Source organism: Marinimicrobium koreense (genome assembly GCF_003762925.1).
Taxonomy (GTDB): Bacteria; Pseudomonadota; Gammaproteobacteria; order Pseudomonadales; family Cellvibrionaceae; genus Marinimicrobium; species Marinimicrobium koreense.
In genome coordinates this window covers 371,237-387,772 of record NZ_RJUK01000002.1, presented here as the reverse complement: position 1 = coordinate 387,772, position 16,536 = coordinate 371,237, and the positions used below count along the sequence as shown (strand labels likewise).

Below are 16,536 nucleotides of genomic sequence, written 5' to 3'. Positions count from 1 at the left end.
ATGGCCAGTGAAACCTTTGTTCGTCAACTGCGCGACCTGATGACCCGATACCTGCCTCGAATACCCTGCGAGGATCTCTCGCCGGACAGTCACCTGACGTACCAGCTCGGGCTCGATTCGGTGGAGCTGATGCAACTGCTGGTGCTGCTGGAAAACGAGTGCGGCTATGCACTGCCGGAGGAGGCACTGAGCGCCGGCGATCTGGAACGGGTGAGCGATCTGGAAGTGCTGGTGCGACCGACGGCGGCCAACGACACGGTCGGCGAGCCGGAACTGGATGTCAAAGTGCACTGTGTGGTCAGTTGCCTGTGCCACCCGATCAAGGCGAGGGGGCTTGACCACCGCCCGCTGTATTTTGGCGTCTGGGACGCGGAGGTGTTTGTCGACGATCAGGCGCGACTGCGCTACCACGACGAGGCGGTGGACCACGGGTTTTTCCTGACCTGGTTCGAGCGTCTGTACGGGGCGGAGGTCTCCCCCTGGTATGACCCGGCACTGAGCAAGGCCCACAATATTGCCAGCCTGGAAACACGCCTGGCGCAGCGCAAACCTCGGGAGCATCTGATGGTGATGCTGGACCTGTACCGGCTCCCCGAGCGGGAAAACCGCTTCCAGCTCAACCCTTTTCCGCACTATGTTCTGCTGGAAAACGACGCCGATCCGGACCGGCTCTGGATGTGGGACCCGGACTTTCGCTGGGAGGGCAGCCTGGATCGTCGGAGGGTGTTGCACGCGGTGGAGTCACCCGCCGTGGCCGGTGGTGTCTGCCTGGATACCTGCCATTTGCACGCGCCGGAGCCGGAAGCGGTGGCGGCGTATTTCGAGGTCTGCTTCCAGCCCACCGTCAACACCCTGACCCAGGCGGTGGAACAGGTGGTGCGCCGTCATCTGCCCGAGGCGGGCGAGCAGCCATTGGATCGTTTGGGTTCGGCCCTGGCGGAGCTGCCGGTGCTGGCCATTCGCAAGTACGCCTACGAACACGGCCTGGCCTATTTCTGGCGGGCGCTGGAGCGCCCGGCGGACGAGTTCGAGCACTGGTGCGATGAGATCGAGGCATTGGTCAAAGGCTACGACGCCGTTCTGTATCGGGCCAACAAAGTCGCGCACACCCGGACGAGGGACGATTTCGCCCGGCTTTCGCGCCGGATCGCCGAACAGCATCAGCGGGAATACCGGATCAAGCGCGCCCTGTTTCACGCCTTTAACGACTGGCGCAAACAGTCGTCGATCCGCGGATCGGTGTCCCGGGAGGTAGCGGCCCTATGATGCACCTGTCCCTGTGTACCATCAGTTTTCGCCACCAGTTGGTCTCCCTGCCGGAGCTGGCCACCTTTGCCGCCGGGGCCGGGCTGGACGGCATCGAACTCTGGGCGGCCCACGCCCGGGGTCTGAAGCACCAGCCGGCGCTGAACGGCGATTGGCTCGAGGCCATGGGCTTGGGGGTGAGTATGCTCAGTGACTACCTGCCCTTTGCCGGGCCCTATCCCCAGGGACGGGAAAAGCTGCGCGAGCTGTGCACCCTGGCCCGTCACTGGAACACCCGCAAAATCCGGGTATTCGCCGGGAAAAAAGCCAGTGCCGAATGCACGGCCGCCGATTGGCACGCCCTGGTCTGCCGCCTGCGCGATTATTGCCTGCGGGCGGAAGAGGCGGGCATGACCCTGCTACTGGAAACCCACCCGAATACCGGGGCCGATACCACCGAGGCGACCGGGGAGCTGCTGGCGGCGGTGGATCATCCGGCCCTGAAAGTGAATCTGGACGTACTGCATATCTGGGAGGCCGGGGAAGACCCGGTGCGCGCCTGGCGGACGCTCGCCCCTCAGGTGCAGCACTTGCACCTGAAGAACATCCGTCACCGTCAGTACCTGCCGGAATTCGCCCCTGACAATGTCTATTCTGCGGCGGGCAGCCGAGCCGGAATGGTGCCGCTGTTCGAGGGCGCCTGTGACTTCGCCCATTTTCTGAACAGCCTGCCCGACGGGCGGGTGCACTCGGCCTCCCTGGAGTGGTTCGGGCCCGCCCCCTTCGAGGTGATTGCCCGGGATAGCCAGCAGATTCTGCGCCTGCAGACGGAGCGGTTATGCCATGCCTGAGTGTCGAACCAATCAGCGGGCGTGGCGGCGATTGAGAAACTCCAGCCCAAGTGCCGCACTCAGCCCCGTGAGCGCAAACAGGCCGAACCAGTAGGTGAGCCCCAGCGCGGCTCCCCAGTGAACTACGGCGGGCGCGGTCGAGCCGGCCAGGAGCGGGTAACCGACGCCGCGCAACGCCAATGCCAGGCGCCGGAACCGGGCCGGGTTTCGGGCCAGGACGGGGTTCAGGGTGCGCAAGTGAGAGGGCAGGGACAGGGCCAGCAACAGTTGCGAGACAAACAGTGTGATCACCACGCCAGTCATTTCAGGCCTCCCGAATGGCGGTCGCATGACCGACGCGTATGCTGGCCGAAATCTGGCGATAGCCGCACCCCGCCATCAGGGCAAAGCTCGCCGCCAGAGCGAGGGCGGTCAGGTCAAAACCGGCGAGCACCCAGTCGCCCACGGCCAGGCTGATACCCAGGTGGCGGTCGGTGGTCAATGCGTTGACCACAGGCAACAGACCCCAGCCCAGGGCATTCAGAACCAATAGTTCCCGCCAGATTGCGGTTCTGGGTCGAAGCCAGGCGAAGACACCGCTGACCAGCCACGCCAGAAACAGGCTGTGGATTTCCCAGTCGGCCCGCGTTGCAACGTCGGTGGATATCAGTCGATTACTCCAAAAATAAACGGATATTGCCAGTGGCAAACCGAGAATAACCGCCGCGTAAAAACGCTCCACCCTGGCGTACTCATTGGGGCGGCTGGCGGTGCGTTTTTTCACAAAGTACAGGGCGCCGGTGGCGATCATGATAATGCCCAATAGACTGCACAGAATGTACAGCCAGCGCAGTGGCCAGTCGGCAAACAGCCCCTCGTGCAACGCGATCAGCGTTTTTTCCACCGAGGCGGCACCACCGTACTGTTGTTCGCCCCCGTCGAGTCGTTCACCGGTGCTGGCCCGATACAACAGTTTGTGGGGTTTGCCTTCATAGTGTCCCGGTGAGGGTTCTGGCAGATAAAACGATAGCCGGGCATTTTTATCACCCGGGTGGAGCAGGTAAATCTGTTCGATTCGTTGGCCGGTCTCCGCTTGAGCCTGCTCCAGCAAGGGCGCAATGGCCACGCTGTCCGCTTTCTCTCCGGTTTTCGCGTCCGTCTCGGCCTCCGGGTAGGCTTCCTTGTAAAAGGTCCGGGTGCCTTCATCACCGTAGCGGGCGGTGACGATGGGCTCCATAAAAGTGACGGCAAAAAATACCAGGCCACTGTAGACGATCATGATCTGAAACGGCAGGGCCAGAACGCTGCTCAGGTTGTGCAGGTCCAGCCAGGAGCGGGCGCGGCGAAACAACCGCAGGGTGAAAAACTCCCGGAAAATGCGTCGATGAATGATCACTCCAGAAACCAGACCGACCAGCATCAACAGGGTGCACAGTCCGACGATCCAATAGGCCGCGGTGTCCGGCAGATAATGCAGGCGCCAGTGCAATCGATAGAGGGCCATACCGCCCCCGGTGTCTCGGGGTTGTATCCAAAGCGGATCACCGTTGTGAAAATCCAGATACTCCGCTTCCCGTTCCGTCCGCTCTCCGTTGGGGCCGCGAGGCGGCTGCCACTCCACCCAAAAATTGCCGTTGCGCGCGGTCGGCAGAATGATACCCCACCAGACCGATTCGGGATGCGCCTGTTGTTGCAGGCGTTCGGTGCCGAGTTCAATCAACGTCCGGGTGGACAGGGTTAATTCGCCCTGGTTGGTATAGGCCGTGTAATGATGGGTGTCGGCTGAAGGAAAACCGTCGTCGGTCCAGTGCATCGCCAGCGGGCGTTCCGGCTCCATCCAGCGGTCCATTTCGAAATGGAAAAATCCGGTGGTGCCGGTGACGAAAATAAAATACATCAGGGCACTGAAAATAATGCCTGCCCATCGATGTAACCAGGCCATTGAGGCGCGAAACGCGGATTTCATAAGGCCGGGTCACCCAGCAGGGTCAACCAGAGGGTAGCGAGCCCGCCGCAGAGCAACGCCGGGAACAGCAGACCGCTCCAGGCGCGCCAGTGGCTGCGCACCCCGAAGGCCCAGAGAAAGGCGCCGGTGTACACGAGAAAACTCAAGAGCAGGGCCGTCACCGTCGCCGGGCCACGCTCCACCGGAAGGAGCAAACCCACCAGCACGGGCAGCGCCACGCTCAGGGCGTAACCGCCGAGCAGGGCCGCCAGGCTTCGGGATAGTACGTCCAGCAGGAAGGGCGTGTGAGCGGTGGATCGGGCCATATCGTTTTGCTCCCTGATCAGAACCGCAGAGCCAGGCTCAGACGAACGTCGCGACCCGGCGCCGGGTAGCCGACAATGCCGTCGTAATCGGGAACGTGAGTGAAGTCCTCGATACTGCCGTGGTCCAGGTACTGTTTGTTGAAGGCGTTTTTCACCGTGAGTGTCATGCTCAGGTTTTCGGAGACGCGCGGCTCCCAGTGCAGATAAAAATCGTGCACGCCGTAGCCGGGTTTATCGACCGTCGCATCCGCCGCGACGACATAAATGTCATCCATGCCCTCGACCAGAGTGGCGATCCAGCCAGCGTCCAGTCCGTCGGTGATCTGGTAGGAGGTATCGATCGACAGGGTGTCTCCGGTGGAGGTGCCCAGGTAGCCGTAGGAGTAGCGGGTGACCTGCTCGCCATCAATTTCGGCGGTGGTGTCCAGGAAGGTCCACTTGGAGAACAGCCGCTGGCCACTGTAGGTCAGGCCCAGGGTATAACCCTCGGATTCCAGATCGCCCAGGTTTTCATAGTGACGGGACCAGGGCACCGCGTTACCGATGGCATCTTCAATGGTGACATCGTGAACCCCGGCGGAGAACATAAAGCGTCCGAGTTCGTAGTCCGCACCGAACTCCAGGTTTTTGGCGCGCTCGGCTTTCAGATCCGGGTCATTGGTGGTGCCAAACAGTTTGAAGCCGTCATTGGTTTCCACACCGCGCAGGGCTTCGGCGTAGCCACCGCTGATGGTGAGTCGACGGGTCGCCTCAAAGGAGAAACCCAGGTTGGGGCTGAAACCTTCTTCGGTAAATTCGTTGCCTTCCTTATCCACCGCTTCAAATTCGTCATAGCGGGTACCAAAACTCAGCAGCAATCTGTCGGTGGCCTGGTAGCGATCCTGCACAAAAAGACCCAACACTTCGCTGGTTTCGGTAAAGGGGTTGGCAGCGTCCGCTTCACCAGCGGTCACTTCGTCGTCCCGATAGTCCACACCATACTCCACGCTGTGACCGGCCAGCTTGCTGGTGTTGCCCAGGGTAAAGCCTTGAGTGTCCACGGTGCTGGTGTAGTTGTCCCAGGGGCGGTAGATGTTGAATTCGGTGGCGTACACATTGGCATCCACCAACAGCGCCTTATTGCCCGGTGCATCCCACTGATACTTCAGGGTGCTGGTTTCGCGCTCGAATTCCAGCTCGCGCAGCGGGTTGAAGGGGCCTTCGCCCCATTCCGGGCGGGTCAGCTTTTCACCCTCCTCGGTCAGGCGTTCGTGACTCAGGCTCAGCCTGTGGCCCGCACCCAGATCGCCCACCAGTTTGACGAAGCCGAGGCCCTGATCGGAGTTGGTGCCGGGCAACTCATTGCCCTTGGCGTCTTCCATATTGTCCTGGTCGGCGTCCACATAACTGGCCATGGCGCTGAGGGTATCGTTAAAGCGGCCATAGACCGTGGCGCTGTTTTTGGTGCCTTCGGTATTGGAGAAGTAGCCGGTTTTCAGCAGGGCGCCGAAATTGTCGGAACCGAGCAGATCCTCGGGGTCCTTGGTCTCAAACCGGATGGCGCCCCCCAGGGCGCCGGGGCCATTGGTGGCATCGCCGGCGCCCACCTGTACCCGCACCTGCTTGAGCAGTTCGGGCTCGACGGAAATCCGGCCGGTGTGGTGATAGGTCACCCCGGATTGGGTGGCGCCGTCCACCATGATATTCAGAGTGTCTTCACCCAGGTTGCGCACGTAGATTTTCTGAGCGGCGCCCACGGAGCCGCCCACCAGTACGGAGGACACGCCGGAGAAAATATCGTCCAGGTCATTGGCCTGTTTGCGTTCGATATCGTCACTGTCCATCAGGCTGTCCAGCGGCTGGCCGACCACCACCAGTTCTTCGCTGATCAGGGTGCGGTTGTGCTGCTGTGGGTCGGCGTCTGGCGTGGCGTTTTGTGCAGCGGAGGCCAGTGGCGCCAGGGCGATGACCAGGGCGAGTGGGCTCAGGCGGGAGGCATTGGGTGCGATCATGAGGGAGCTTCCTTTTCAATAAATCTAAAAAAGAAGCATTATCATTAACGGGTGTGGCGCTGTAAACGATTGTTACAGTTGTTACGTTTTCTCGATCTGTTTGTTGTCCGGAAGTAGAACTCTTGATGAATGCAGGCGTCTGGGATTATGACGTGACTGTCGGGTAAACTGACCGCAGCCTCTCCAACCTACAAACCAACAGGGACTCTTATGGACAAGCCTTTCTGGCCCGCTGGCGTGACAATCTTCAATTCGGTCACACGGATACGCTGGATCTTGATCAGTGCCGCGCTGTCGGTGCTGCTGGCCTGCAGTCCGGGCGAAGATCCAACCGAGCCATCCGCCTCCTCCTCATCGGAAACCTCCTCTGCATCTGCCCCTGAGTCTGCTGCTCAAGGCAGTTTTGAACTGACGGTGGACGGCCTGGCTCCGTCCGGGGAAGCCGACGAGCTAGACTTGTCTGGTGAGCTCTACGTGCCCGACGGCGCGGAGCTGAGCGCCGTGGAGTCGGTATTGACCGCGGAACTGGATGGCGAACAGGTGCCGGTGCAATGGCAGGAGACCGCCAAGTCAGTGCGTTTCGGTTTTCAACTGGATGCCTTGCCCCAGACCGATCGGGAGCAACGCCTGGTGCTCATCTGGGATGGCACCAGTGTGGGATCCCCCCAGAAGGGCCAGAGAACCCTGACTCTTCCCGCTCGGGACACTTTTGCCGTGACCGGTGCTCGGGTAGTGCGCGGTGGACAGACCTATGTGGAAGTCAGTTTTTCTCAACCGCTGGAACGGGACCAGAACCTGAGTGGGTTGGTGCAGCTTGGCGGCAAGGAGGTCCGCCCCCGAGTGGACGGCAGCCGCCTGCGGCTCTACCCGAGTGAGCAGGCCGATGAAAGCGTTATGCTGACCGTCACTGACCTGGTGCGCAGTGCGCGAGGCCAGCGTTTGTCCGAAGGCTTCGAGCAGTCGTTGCGCCTGCACCTGGTCACCCCCGGCGTACGCTTCCTGGGCAGCAGCAGTATTCTGCCGCCCGCGCGCCAATTGTCTGTTCCGTTTGAAGCGGCGAATATCGACTCGGTGCAGGTCACCGCCTTCAAAGTATTCGAAGGCAACATGGGGCAGTATCTGCAGAATCATGGCTTGACCGATGCGGGGCCGGACGGTGCCACGGGTCGTTATCTGTGGCGTAAAACCTATCGCCTGCCTGAGCCCGCCAGCGACGGTTGGCAACGCTACAACCTGGATCTGACCGAGCTGATGGCAGAGCATCCGGAGGGCATGATTCAACTGTCCTTGAGTGTGGACCGCAGCAACTCCCTCTACCCCTGCGATGTGCCGCGTCCCGAGCAGGCGGAAGATCCGGAACCGGAAAGCCACGAGGGCGACTGGTCCTACCAGAATGATTCCAAGCCAGCCTGGTATCGGCAGTACTACGAATCTCGCGGTTACTGGGTGTACAGCGAACGCAACAATCCCTGTCACGAAAGTTACTACCGCTATAGCGATCAGGTGCAGGCCCAGCGTGCCTTTCAGGTATCCAGCATGGGCCTGATGGCCAAGCTCGGTGGCGATGACCAGTTGGAAGTGATTGCCACCGGCCTGCTCGATGCCGAGCCTTTGCCGGATGCGCAGGTTCGCGTTTACAACTTCCAGCAGCAACCCATTGGAGAAGGTCGCACCGATGAATATGGTATGGCGTCGATCCGCACCGACGGGCAGCCGTTCTATCTGGTGGCCGAGCGCGAGGGCAAAACCGGCTATCTGCGCTTGGCGCGCAACGAAGCACTGCCCACCAATCAGTTTGATGTGGATGGCGAGCCGGTGCGCGATGGTTTGAAAGGCTTTCTCTATGGCGAGCGGGACGTCTGGCGGCCGGGGGATGATATCCATCTGACCTTTATTCTCGAAGATCGCGACGACCAGTGGCCCGAGGATCATCCGGTGACCCTGGATCTGTTTGATCCTCAAGGAAAGAAAGTCACCAGCGAAGTCGCCCGCGATCCGGTGGACGGCTTTTACCGCTTTACCCTGAGCACCGAGGAGTCGGCGCCCACCGGCAACTGGCGGGCGGTGGTGCATCTGGGCAACCGCTACTTCGACAAGGTGCTCAAGATCGAAACCATCATGCCCAACCGGCTGAAAATGGATTTGAGCTTTGCCGAGACCCCGTTGCGTCTGGATGCCATGCCCGTGCAGGCCGAGCTGACTGCCCAGTGGCTGCACGGTGCCAGCGCCGCCGGGCTGAAAGCGGATACCGAAGTCCGGTTGATTCCCAAAACCACCCGCTTCGACGGCTACAGCCAGTTCACCTTTGACGACCCGGCCCGGGAATTTGCCGGGGCCACTCAGAGGGTGTTTGAAGGCGAGCTGGATGAAAGTGGTGAAGCGCGCTTCCCCGTGAACCTGCCGGTGGCCTCCCCACCGCCGGGTCAGTTATCCGCCGTATTCATCAACCGCGTGTTCGAGCCGGGCGGGGCGTTCAGCACGGCGCTGCGCCGGTTCGATTATCTGCCATTCGAACAGTGGGTGGGCATTCACGTACCCGACGGCAGCGGTTACAACGGAGCCATCGCCCGCAACCAGGATCATGAAGTCAGCTTCCAGAGCCTCTCCAGCGACGGCGAACCACTCAGTAACCGCGACCTGAAACTCACCCTCTATAAAGTGGATTGGCGCTGGTGGTGGGATCGCGGCAGTGACGACCTGGCCAGCTTTGTGGCCAGTGAGAATCGCGCGCCCTTAAGTGAAGACTCGCTCACCACCGACGCCAACGGCCTGGCCCGTTGGACCCTGAAGAAGGACCACTACGATTGGGGCCGCTACCTGCTGCGGGTGTGCGACGAAAACAGCGGTCACTGCGCCGGGGAGCCGTTGTATCTGGGTTGGAGCCGCAGCAACGCAGTGAACCCCGCCAGCGCCACCCAACTGATGCTCTCCACCGATCAGGATGAATACCAGGTGGGCGAGATTGCACGGGTCCGTTTGCCGGAGGTCGAGCGTGGCCGTGTGCTGCTCAGCCTGGAAAACGGTCGGCGGGTACTGCAACGGCGCTGGCTGGACCTGGAGCCGGGGCAGACCGATATCGAGATTCCGGTCACCTCCGAAATGGCGCCCAATGTCTATGTACACTTGAGCCTGTTGCTGCCCCACCAGGAGCGGGCCAGTGATGCCCCCATGCGTCTATATGGTCTGGTGCCCTTGGCGGTGGAAGATCCCGACACCCGGCTGGAACCAGATATTGACGCGCCCGAGCAGGTGCGCCCGGAGTCCACCTTTGCGATTGGCGTCCGTGAAACCAACGATCGGGCCATGACCTACACCCTGGCCCTCGTGGATGAGGGCCTGCTGGGCATCACCGGTTTCAAGGCGCCCGATCCTCACGATCATTTCTATCGTCGCGAAGCCCTGGGTGTCTATACCTGGGACCTGTTCGACCAGGTGGTGGGTGCCTACGGTGCTTCCCTGCAGAGAGTGCTGGCCATCGGTGGTAGCGATGCCGACGATGAGGTCGATGCCAACCCCCGGGAGCGCCGTTTTCCGCCAGTGGTGCAGTTCCTTGGCCCTTTCACTCTGGCGGCGGGTGAGATCCAGACTCATGAGATAACCCTGCCACCCTATCTGGGCGAAGTACGCGCCATGGTAGTGGCGGGCCAGCAGGGCGCCTATGGCAAGGCCGAACAGAGCGTCACCGTCACCCAGCCGCTCAGTCTGTTGGCGACACTGCCCCGGGTGGTCGGGCCGGGGGAGACCATCTCCCTGCCGGTGCAAGTGTTTACTAACGACGAAGCCATTGACCAGGTGAGCATTCAGGCCAGCGCCAGCGACCTGTTCACCCTGGAGCAGAGTACAGCGGAACTCAGCCTGGACGGGCAACAGGACGCCATCACCGAGCTGACCCTCAAGGTCAACGATCAGGTCGGGCAAGGGCAGGTGACGGTGACCGCTCGCAGCGGCGATGAAACCGCCAGCCAGACCATTCATATTGAATCCCGCGCGGCCAACCCGCCGTCGGTGCGACGGGAGCAGGTCGTCCTGGCCCCGGGCGAGGAGTGGCGCTCTTCCCTGGAGGCCCACGGTATGGCCGGCACCAACGAGGCCAGTATCGAGGTCAGTCGCCTGCCGCCGATCAACCTGGAGCAGCGCCTGGGTTACCTGCTCAACTACCCCCACGGCTGTCTGGAGCAGGTGACCTCCGCCGCGTTCCCGCAACTCTATCTGGATCGACTGGTATCCCTGTCCGATGCCCAGGAGCGCGAGCGGGAAAGCAACTTGCAGGCCGCCATCGAGCGGCTGGCCCGCTTCCAGTTGGCCAACGGTGCTTTCAATTACTGGCCCGGTGCGACCTACGCCAATGACTGGGCTTCGCTCTACGCGGGGCACTTCCTGGTGGAAGCCCAGCGGCGCGGCTATGGCGTCGAGGCCGACGGCTTGCAGCGCTGGCTGGACCACGAGCGCCAGCAGGCCCGTCGCTTCAATCAGGGCGAAGACTACCGGACCCAGGTGCAGGCCTATCGCCTTTACGTGCTGGCCCTGGCGGGCGAGGCGGAAACCCCGGCCATGAACCGGTTGCGGGAGCGATTGAACCAACTGAATGGCGACCAGCAGGTGACCGCACGGCGTCTGCTTGCGAGCGCTTACTATCAGCTCGGGCTCAAGGATGCCGGACGGGAGCTGATGCCCGAGGTCGAGCGCGTGCCGGACTATGACGAGCCCGGCTATACCTATGGCTCCAGCCTTCGCGACCGGGCTATCGGCCTGAAGTTGCTGGTTCAGGCCGGAGAGCAGGAAGCCGCTTGGCAGCAGGCGGAGCAGATTGCGGAGCGGCTCTCCGAGTCCGATTGGTACAGCACTCAATCGGTGGCCTGGGCCCTCACCGCCCTGGCAAACTTCGCCGGCGACGTGGACGCCGAGGAGCCCCTGCGCTTCGCACTGGATACTGAGGGCGACTGGCAGTCCCTGGAAAGTCAGAGCCACTGGTATCGGCAGTCATTGATGAATACCCAAGCCCGGGTGCGCAACGATAGCGATCAGAACCTTCGGGTCCTGCTCAGCAATCGAGGCACTCCCGCCGCCACAGATGAGCAGCCGGAAGCGGAAGGGCTGAACCTGGAAGTGCGTTTCGCCACGCTGGAAGGCGAAACCCTGGAGGTCACGGAACTGCCTCAGGGCACCGACTTTATGGCGGAAATCAGTGTGTCTGCCGACTTCGGCGAACTGGGCCGGGCCCGGCTGGAGGACATTGCCCTGAGCCTGGTGATGCCCAGCGGCTGGCAGATTCGCAACGAGCGGCTGGAAGGCGGCGATGCGCCCGAGGGGTTTGACTATCTGGATATTCGTGACGACCGGGTGTTGGGCTACTTCAGCCTCTGGCGGGACTACCGGTGGCGCTGGCGCTATCAGGACGATCGCCAGGAGCGGGTCACCCTGAAGATCCTGCTCAACGCCTCCTACGCGGGGGACTTCTACCTGCCGGGGTGGCGCACCGAAGCCATGTATAACGAACGGATTCGGGCGGGTACCGCCGGGCAGTGGGTCCGCGTGATCAAGTCGGACTGAGGCGGCGGTGAGTAAGACCTTCGGCAAGTGGATACGTCGGCCCTGGCTGCTGGGGGTGGCCGGGGGGATGCTGGTTGTCTTGCTGCTCCTGCAGTACTGGCCGCTGCCGTCAAGCTTACAAAATCGCGACTACGCCCGCCTGATACTCGCAGACAATGGCGAACTGCTCGAAGCCCGGATTGCCGGTGACCAGCAATGGCGCTTTGCTCCGGTTACCGAGTTGCCGGACAAATACGAGCAGGCACTGTTGCTGTTCGAAGACCGGCGTTTTCGCCTCCACCCGGGCATCGACCCCCTGGCCATCGCCCGGGCCAGTTGGGGCAATATCAAAGCCGGTCGGGTCACCAGCGGCGGCAGTACCCTCACCATGCAACTGGCGCGAATGCTGCGCGACGACCCGCCCCGCACTCTGCCCAATAAAGCGCTGGAGGCTCTGAGCGCTCTGCACCTGGAGTGGCATTTCAGCAAGGATGAGCTGCTGAATTTCTATGCCAGTCACGCCCCTTTTGGTGGCAACATCGTTGGCCTGCGGGCCGCCGCCTGGCGCTATTTCGGAAGAGAGCCAGAGCAGCTCTCCTGGGCGGAAGCGGCCACCCTGGCCGTGCTGCCCAACAGCCCGGCTTTGATCCACCCCGGACGCGATCGCGAGCGCCTGCGTCAAAAGCGGGATCAGTTGCTGCACCGTCTGACCGAGGCTGGCGCCCTGGGTGAACTGGATCTGACGTTGGCGCTACGCGAGCCGCTCCCCGAACGACCCCGACCTTTGCCTCATCTGGCGCCTCACTTGCTGACCACCTTGGCCGCCGAGGCCCCTTCTCAGGCAGTGTTCCACACGACCCTGAATGCCGACCTGCAGCGACGTACCCAGCAGATTGCCGAGCAGCAGGGGCGCCGCCTGGCTCGGGACGGCGTCCACAACCTGTCGATTCTGGTGCTGGATCATGAACGGATGCGCACCCTGGCCTATGTGGGCAACCAGGCCGCCGGGGACAGCCACGCACCGGCGGTCGATATTATCCAGCGACCGCGCTCCACCGGCAGCATTCTCAAACCTTTGCTCTACGGCCTGATGTTGGAAGAGGGCGAGCTGTTGCCCACCACTCTGGTGCCGGACGTTCCCGCCTATTTCGGCGGCTACCGCCCGGAAAATTATGACCGTCAATACCGGGGTGCCGTGCCCGCCCACCGGGCACTGGCCCGCTCGCTCAACGTGCCGGCGGTGCATATGCTCAAAGATTACGGCATTGAACGTCTGCATCATCGTTTACAGGAATTGGGAATGAGCACCCTGCACCGCCCGGCGGAAGACTATGGATTGAGTCTGATTCTGGGCGGTGCCGAAGGCACTCTGTGGGAGCTGACCAATCTCTATGCCCGAATGACTTCCATGGCCCGTGCGGGCACCTGGCCCGCCGAAGCACAGCGGATCCATGGCGAACACGGAGAGGCAAAGGGCGATCCCGGCCTGGGGCAGGGTGCCGCCTGGCTGACTTTGCAGGCACTGCTCAATGTTGTCCGGCCCGGCACCGATGCGCTCTGGCGGGACTTCAGCGGCAGTCAGGCCATAGCCTGGAAAACCGGCACCAGTTATGGCCTGCGCGATGCTTGGGCCATCGGCAGCAACGGCCGCTACACCGTGGGCGTCTGGGCCGGTAACGCCGGCGGTGAACCGGCTCCGGCACTGAGCGGCCAGAAGAGCGCCGCGCCGGTACTGTTCGAAGTGTTTGCTCAGCTGGGCAACCATCGCTGGTTTGACCGCCCGACCCAGGCCCTGAAAACCGTCTCCGTGTGCATCACCGATGGCTATCTTGCCGGTGGCCAGTGCGAGTCGCGCGAGATAGACGTTCCTCAGCACAGCCACTTTCAGCAGGTCACCCCACACTACCAGCGGGTCCAGCTCGATGCCGCCGGCCAGTATCGGGTGCACGCCGGTTGTGAGCGGGTTAGCGCCATGGTCTCGGCCGACTGGTTCACCCTGCCACCGCTCCAGGCGCACTTCTGGCGCCTGCATCATAATGATTACCGACCGGTTCCCCCCTGGCGATCGGACTGTCTGGCCGCCGTTCACCACTACGCCGATGACCAGCCCATGGACCTGCTTTATCCCCGTGAGGGCAGTCAGGTGTATATCCCATTGGAACTGAGCGGGCGGCGCGGGCGCACCGTTCTTCAGGCCGTCCATCGCCATCCCGAGGGAGAGCTGTTCTGGCATCTGGATGATCGTTACCTGGGCAAGACCCGCCTGTTTCACGAGCAGGCGGTCTCTCTCGATCCGGGTTGGCACAAATTACGACTGATGGATGGAGATGGCTACCAACTGGAACGTTGGTTTCGGGTTCTGGGCGGCGAGGGGTAGAACTGAGTCACACATTTGCGGTAGACGCTGTGGCATAATTCGCGTGCAAATGACAGGGATTACAAGGAGTGGCTGAGTCATGCTACCTGCAAGTGTGCCTTACCTGAACGACCTGCTTGGTCGATATTACCGCTTTTATCACCCCAGCCAGGGGCCTCGCCCGATCTCGCGACCGATGTGGTTTGGCGACAACTTCTATGCGCATCAATTTCTGATCGGCCTGGATTGCGACCCCGATTTCTGGCTGCAATTGTTGGTCAGCCTCGGTGACTCCGCTCCGCCTGCCGACCCCTGCGATGCCCGCCGGCGCGTGGCGGACTGGATTGCCGAGGGACGGGTTCAGATCTACCCCAGCGCCAACCCGGCCATGCTCAACAGCCTGAGTGGCCTGACCCGCTTCCGCAATAACCGGGACAGCGCCTGGGCACTGATGCCGGCCGCAAACGCTACCAAAAGCGACCACCCCGCCCGATCTTTTGTCAGCCTGAGCGACGCTAAAGCCTTTGTGCAGAGCCTCAATCCCAGCGCCCAACAACTCAAAGCCACCGGGAAATTGCTCCCGGCAGGCCAATGGCAAGCACAGGCCCCGCTTCAGTCCATTGCTCAGGCGCTGCACGAAGGTGAGCTGGTCGTAGTGGAGGAGCCAATACAGACGGGCGCCGGTAAACCCGGAGGCGAAACCAATCTGGTAGAAGAGCTGCTGGAAGCCACGGCCGGAAATGCTCCCGCCACATTGGGCCCCCACGCCGACGACAGTGGCGATGGCGCACACAATGATGACCCCGTCGAGGAAATCCCCGTGTGCGAGCTGCAAAAATTCATGCTGCGGTGCACCCACTACGGGTCGCGCGGCTACATGCTCGACGTGCTCAATGGCGAACCGAATATGAACGGCACCCAGAAAGTGCTGCAGGTCATAACCCAGGATGACCGCCCCGACAAAATCACCGTCGATTTCGCCGGCGCCTGCGGTCACGGCAAAAATGCATGCCCCTCAATCAATCTGAGCGGCCCGGACGGCGACAGCGTCATCAAACAAAGTGGTAAAGAAGTAGCGGTGCTGCCCCCGAGTAACGACCGACCGGTGGAAACCTTCAGCGACTTCCTGCGCCGTTATCTGTTACCGGGTGATATCGACTTCAACACCTACCGTTTCAGCTCCTCCGGCTGCTCAGAAATCGAGCAGATAGAGGGAATTGTGCAGGCGTTTCCGATGGTGAAGTGGGAGGGCGGCGTTAAGGCTGGATACTCTCAGAGTAGTGCGTCTAAAAGCCTTGATAGTAATGAAGGCTCAACCGGAGACTGGGCACTCTCCGGGAAAGTGTCCGGTCAGGTGAATACTCACCATTGGGAGCTCGGATCGGACAAAAAGTTGACGGTGGACGACTGCTTCCCTGAGATCCGGTCAATGATGGACACTGTGACCGAAAGCATCGAAAAGTACACCCGCAAAGGGAAAAACCGAAATGAATCCAATCGAAACAAGGTTGAACTGACTTGGCCGACGGTAGAGCTCAAAGGGGGTGTTGAACTTAAAGAGGTCGAACAGCGAAACGATATCGCGGTATCGGGAAGTATATCGTTGTCCATGACGCCACTGCTTAAAGCTGATGTGTGTGTCGATATTCTCGATACCATAATCAGCCTGCAGGGACCCCACTCCACGATTCTTAAGGAGATTCGAGAGCGCGCGCAAAAAGGGATAGGAACAGAGCAGCTCAGTGCAGGCGCTGTAGTCGCACTGGACTTGCTTATTTCCGGTGAGCTTTCAGGCAGCTTATCTTGGGAAAAGAACGCAGGAAAACGCTGGTTGGCCAAAGACGGAGTAACGACGACCAACAAGAGTGCGCTGAGTTTGTTGGTTGGTGTAGAAGCCAGAATCGAGGCGAAAGCAAAAATATTCTATGTCGAGGTCAGGGCGGGCATGGTAATGTCCCTCAAGAGCGCGGGATCTGAATCTAAAGGTATTGGCGCTGTGTTCGAGCTTACGTCAACCGTAAAAGAAGGTGAGCCCGCGATTGGTGGAAGTGTGCTGTTTACGGGTGCGGCGCTCTACTACACCTACTATGCGGAGGTAGCCAAAGGAACGGTGGATTCGAAAAACGCTGAGAATGAGGATGACCGGAGAAGGAGAGGTCGTTACAAGAAAGCACAGAACGAAAATTTGAAAGAGAAAGAAATGAAAAGGCTCAGGGAAATATTGCCAGAGGCCAGATTTCCTAGAGAAAAAAAGGAGTATTCCCTTAATGAAGCTCCATTCTAAGCTGGTTCTGGTGTTATGTATTTTTTTATC

At 61.1% G+C, this 16,536-nt stretch carries 9 protein-coding genes; 5 read left to right on the top strand and 4 right to left on the bottom strand.

Annotation, left to right across the window (positions count from 1 at the left end; all coding sequences use genetic code 11):
- Window positions 1-1,266: a DUF6005 family protein gene (locus EDC38_RS14020; RefSeq protein ID WP_170162945.1), complete on the top strand. Its 1,266-nt coding sequence runs from the start codon at window positions 1-3 to the stop codon at window positions 1,264-1,266.
- Window positions 1,263-2,096: a sugar phosphate isomerase/epimerase family protein gene (locus EDC38_RS14015; protein ID WP_211331140.1), complete on the top strand. Its 834-nt coding sequence runs from the start codon at window positions 1,263-1,265 to the stop codon at window positions 2,094-2,096. Before EDC38_RS14020 ends, EDC38_RS14015 begins: the two co-directional genes overlap by 4 nt.
- A gap of 12 nt (window positions 2,097-2,108) precedes the next feature.
- Here the strand turns inward: EDC38_RS14015 and EDC38_RS14010 are convergent, their stop codons facing one another.
- Genes EDC38_RS14010 through EDC38_RS13995 form a run of 4 tightly spaced genes read right to left on the bottom strand, consistent with a single transcriptional unit; the run spans window position 2,109 to window position 6,337 of the window.
- Window positions 2,109-2,399: a DUF3325 family protein gene (locus EDC38_RS14010; protein ID WP_170162944.1), complete on the bottom strand. Its 291-nt coding sequence runs from the start codon at window positions 2,397-2,399 to the stop codon at window positions 2,109-2,111.
- A 1-nt stretch (window position 2,400) separates the two neighbouring features.
- Window positions 2,401-4,041, bottom strand: coding sequence for a PepSY-associated TM helix domain-containing protein (locus EDC38_RS14005; protein ID WP_123639182.1), 1,641 nt, complete (start codon window positions 4,039-4,041; stop codon window positions 2,401-2,403).
- The gene (locus tag EDC38_RS14000; protein ID WP_024462151.1) at window positions 4,038-4,346 is read right to left on the bottom strand and encodes a DUF3649 domain-containing protein; all 309 of its coding nucleotides are present in this window, start codon (window positions 4,344-4,346) and stop codon (window positions 4,038-4,040) included. The genes EDC38_RS14005 and EDC38_RS14000 overlap by 4 nt, the downstream gene beginning before the upstream one ends.
- Before the next feature lie 17 nt (window positions 4,347-4,363).
- Entirely contained in the window at window positions 4,364-6,337 is a 1,974-nt protein-coding gene (locus EDC38_RS13995) for a TonB-dependent receptor domain-containing protein (protein ID WP_123639181.1), read from the bottom strand.
- 276 nt (window positions 6,338-6,613) lie between these two features.
- On the opposite strand from EDC38_RS13995, the gene EDC38_RS13990 reads away from it, so the two are divergent.
- From EDC38_RS13990 to EDC38_RS13980, 3 genes are all read left to right on the top strand, one after another.
- Window positions 6,614-11,887 carry an alpha-2-macroglobulin family protein gene (locus tag EDC38_RS13990; RefSeq protein WP_170162943.1) on the top strand — a complete coding sequence of 1,758 codons (5,274 nt, stop codon included), beginning with the start codon at window positions 6,614-6,616 and terminating at the stop codon, window positions 11,885-11,887.
- 7 nt (window positions 11,888-11,894) lie between these two features.
- Window positions 11,895-14,243, top strand: coding sequence for a penicillin-binding protein 1C (gene pbpC / locus EDC38_RS13985; protein ID WP_246004447.1), 2,349 nt, complete (start codon window positions 11,895-11,897; stop codon window positions 14,241-14,243).
- A gap of 79 nt (window positions 14,244-14,322) precedes the next feature.
- On the top strand, window positions 14,323-16,506 hold the full coding sequence (locus EDC38_RS13980) for a hypothetical protein (protein ID WP_123639179.1): 2,184 nt from the start codon (window positions 14,323-14,325) through the stop codon (window positions 16,504-16,506).
- Window positions 16,507-16,536 lie beyond the last annotated feature (30 nt).

Coding starts and splice junctions, on each gene's coding strand:
- EDC38_RS14020 (WP_170162945.1), top strand. CDS start 1: ATGGCCAGTGAAACCTTTGTTCGTCAACTGCGCGACCTGATGACCCGA.
- EDC38_RS14015 (WP_211331140.1), top strand. CDS start 1,263: ATGATGCACCTGTCCCTGTGTACCATCAGTTTTCGCCACCAGTTGGTC.
- EDC38_RS14010 (WP_170162944.1), bottom strand. CDS start 2,399: ATGACTGGCGTGGTGATCACACTGTTTGTCTCGCAACTGTTGCTGGCC.
- EDC38_RS14005 (WP_123639182.1), bottom strand. CDS start 4,041: ATGAAATCCGCGTTTCGCGCCTCAATGGCCTGGTTACATCGATGGGCA.
- EDC38_RS14000 (WP_024462151.1), bottom strand. CDS start 4,346: ATGGCCCGATCCACCGCTCACACGCCCTTCCTGCTGGACGTACTATCC.
- EDC38_RS13995 (WP_123639181.1), bottom strand. CDS start 6,337: ATGATCGCACCCAATGCCTCCCGCCTGAGCCCACTCGCCCTGGTCATC.
- EDC38_RS13980 (WP_123639179.1), top strand. CDS start 14,323: ATGCTACCTGCAAGTGTGCCTTACCTGAACGACCTGCTTGGTCGATAT.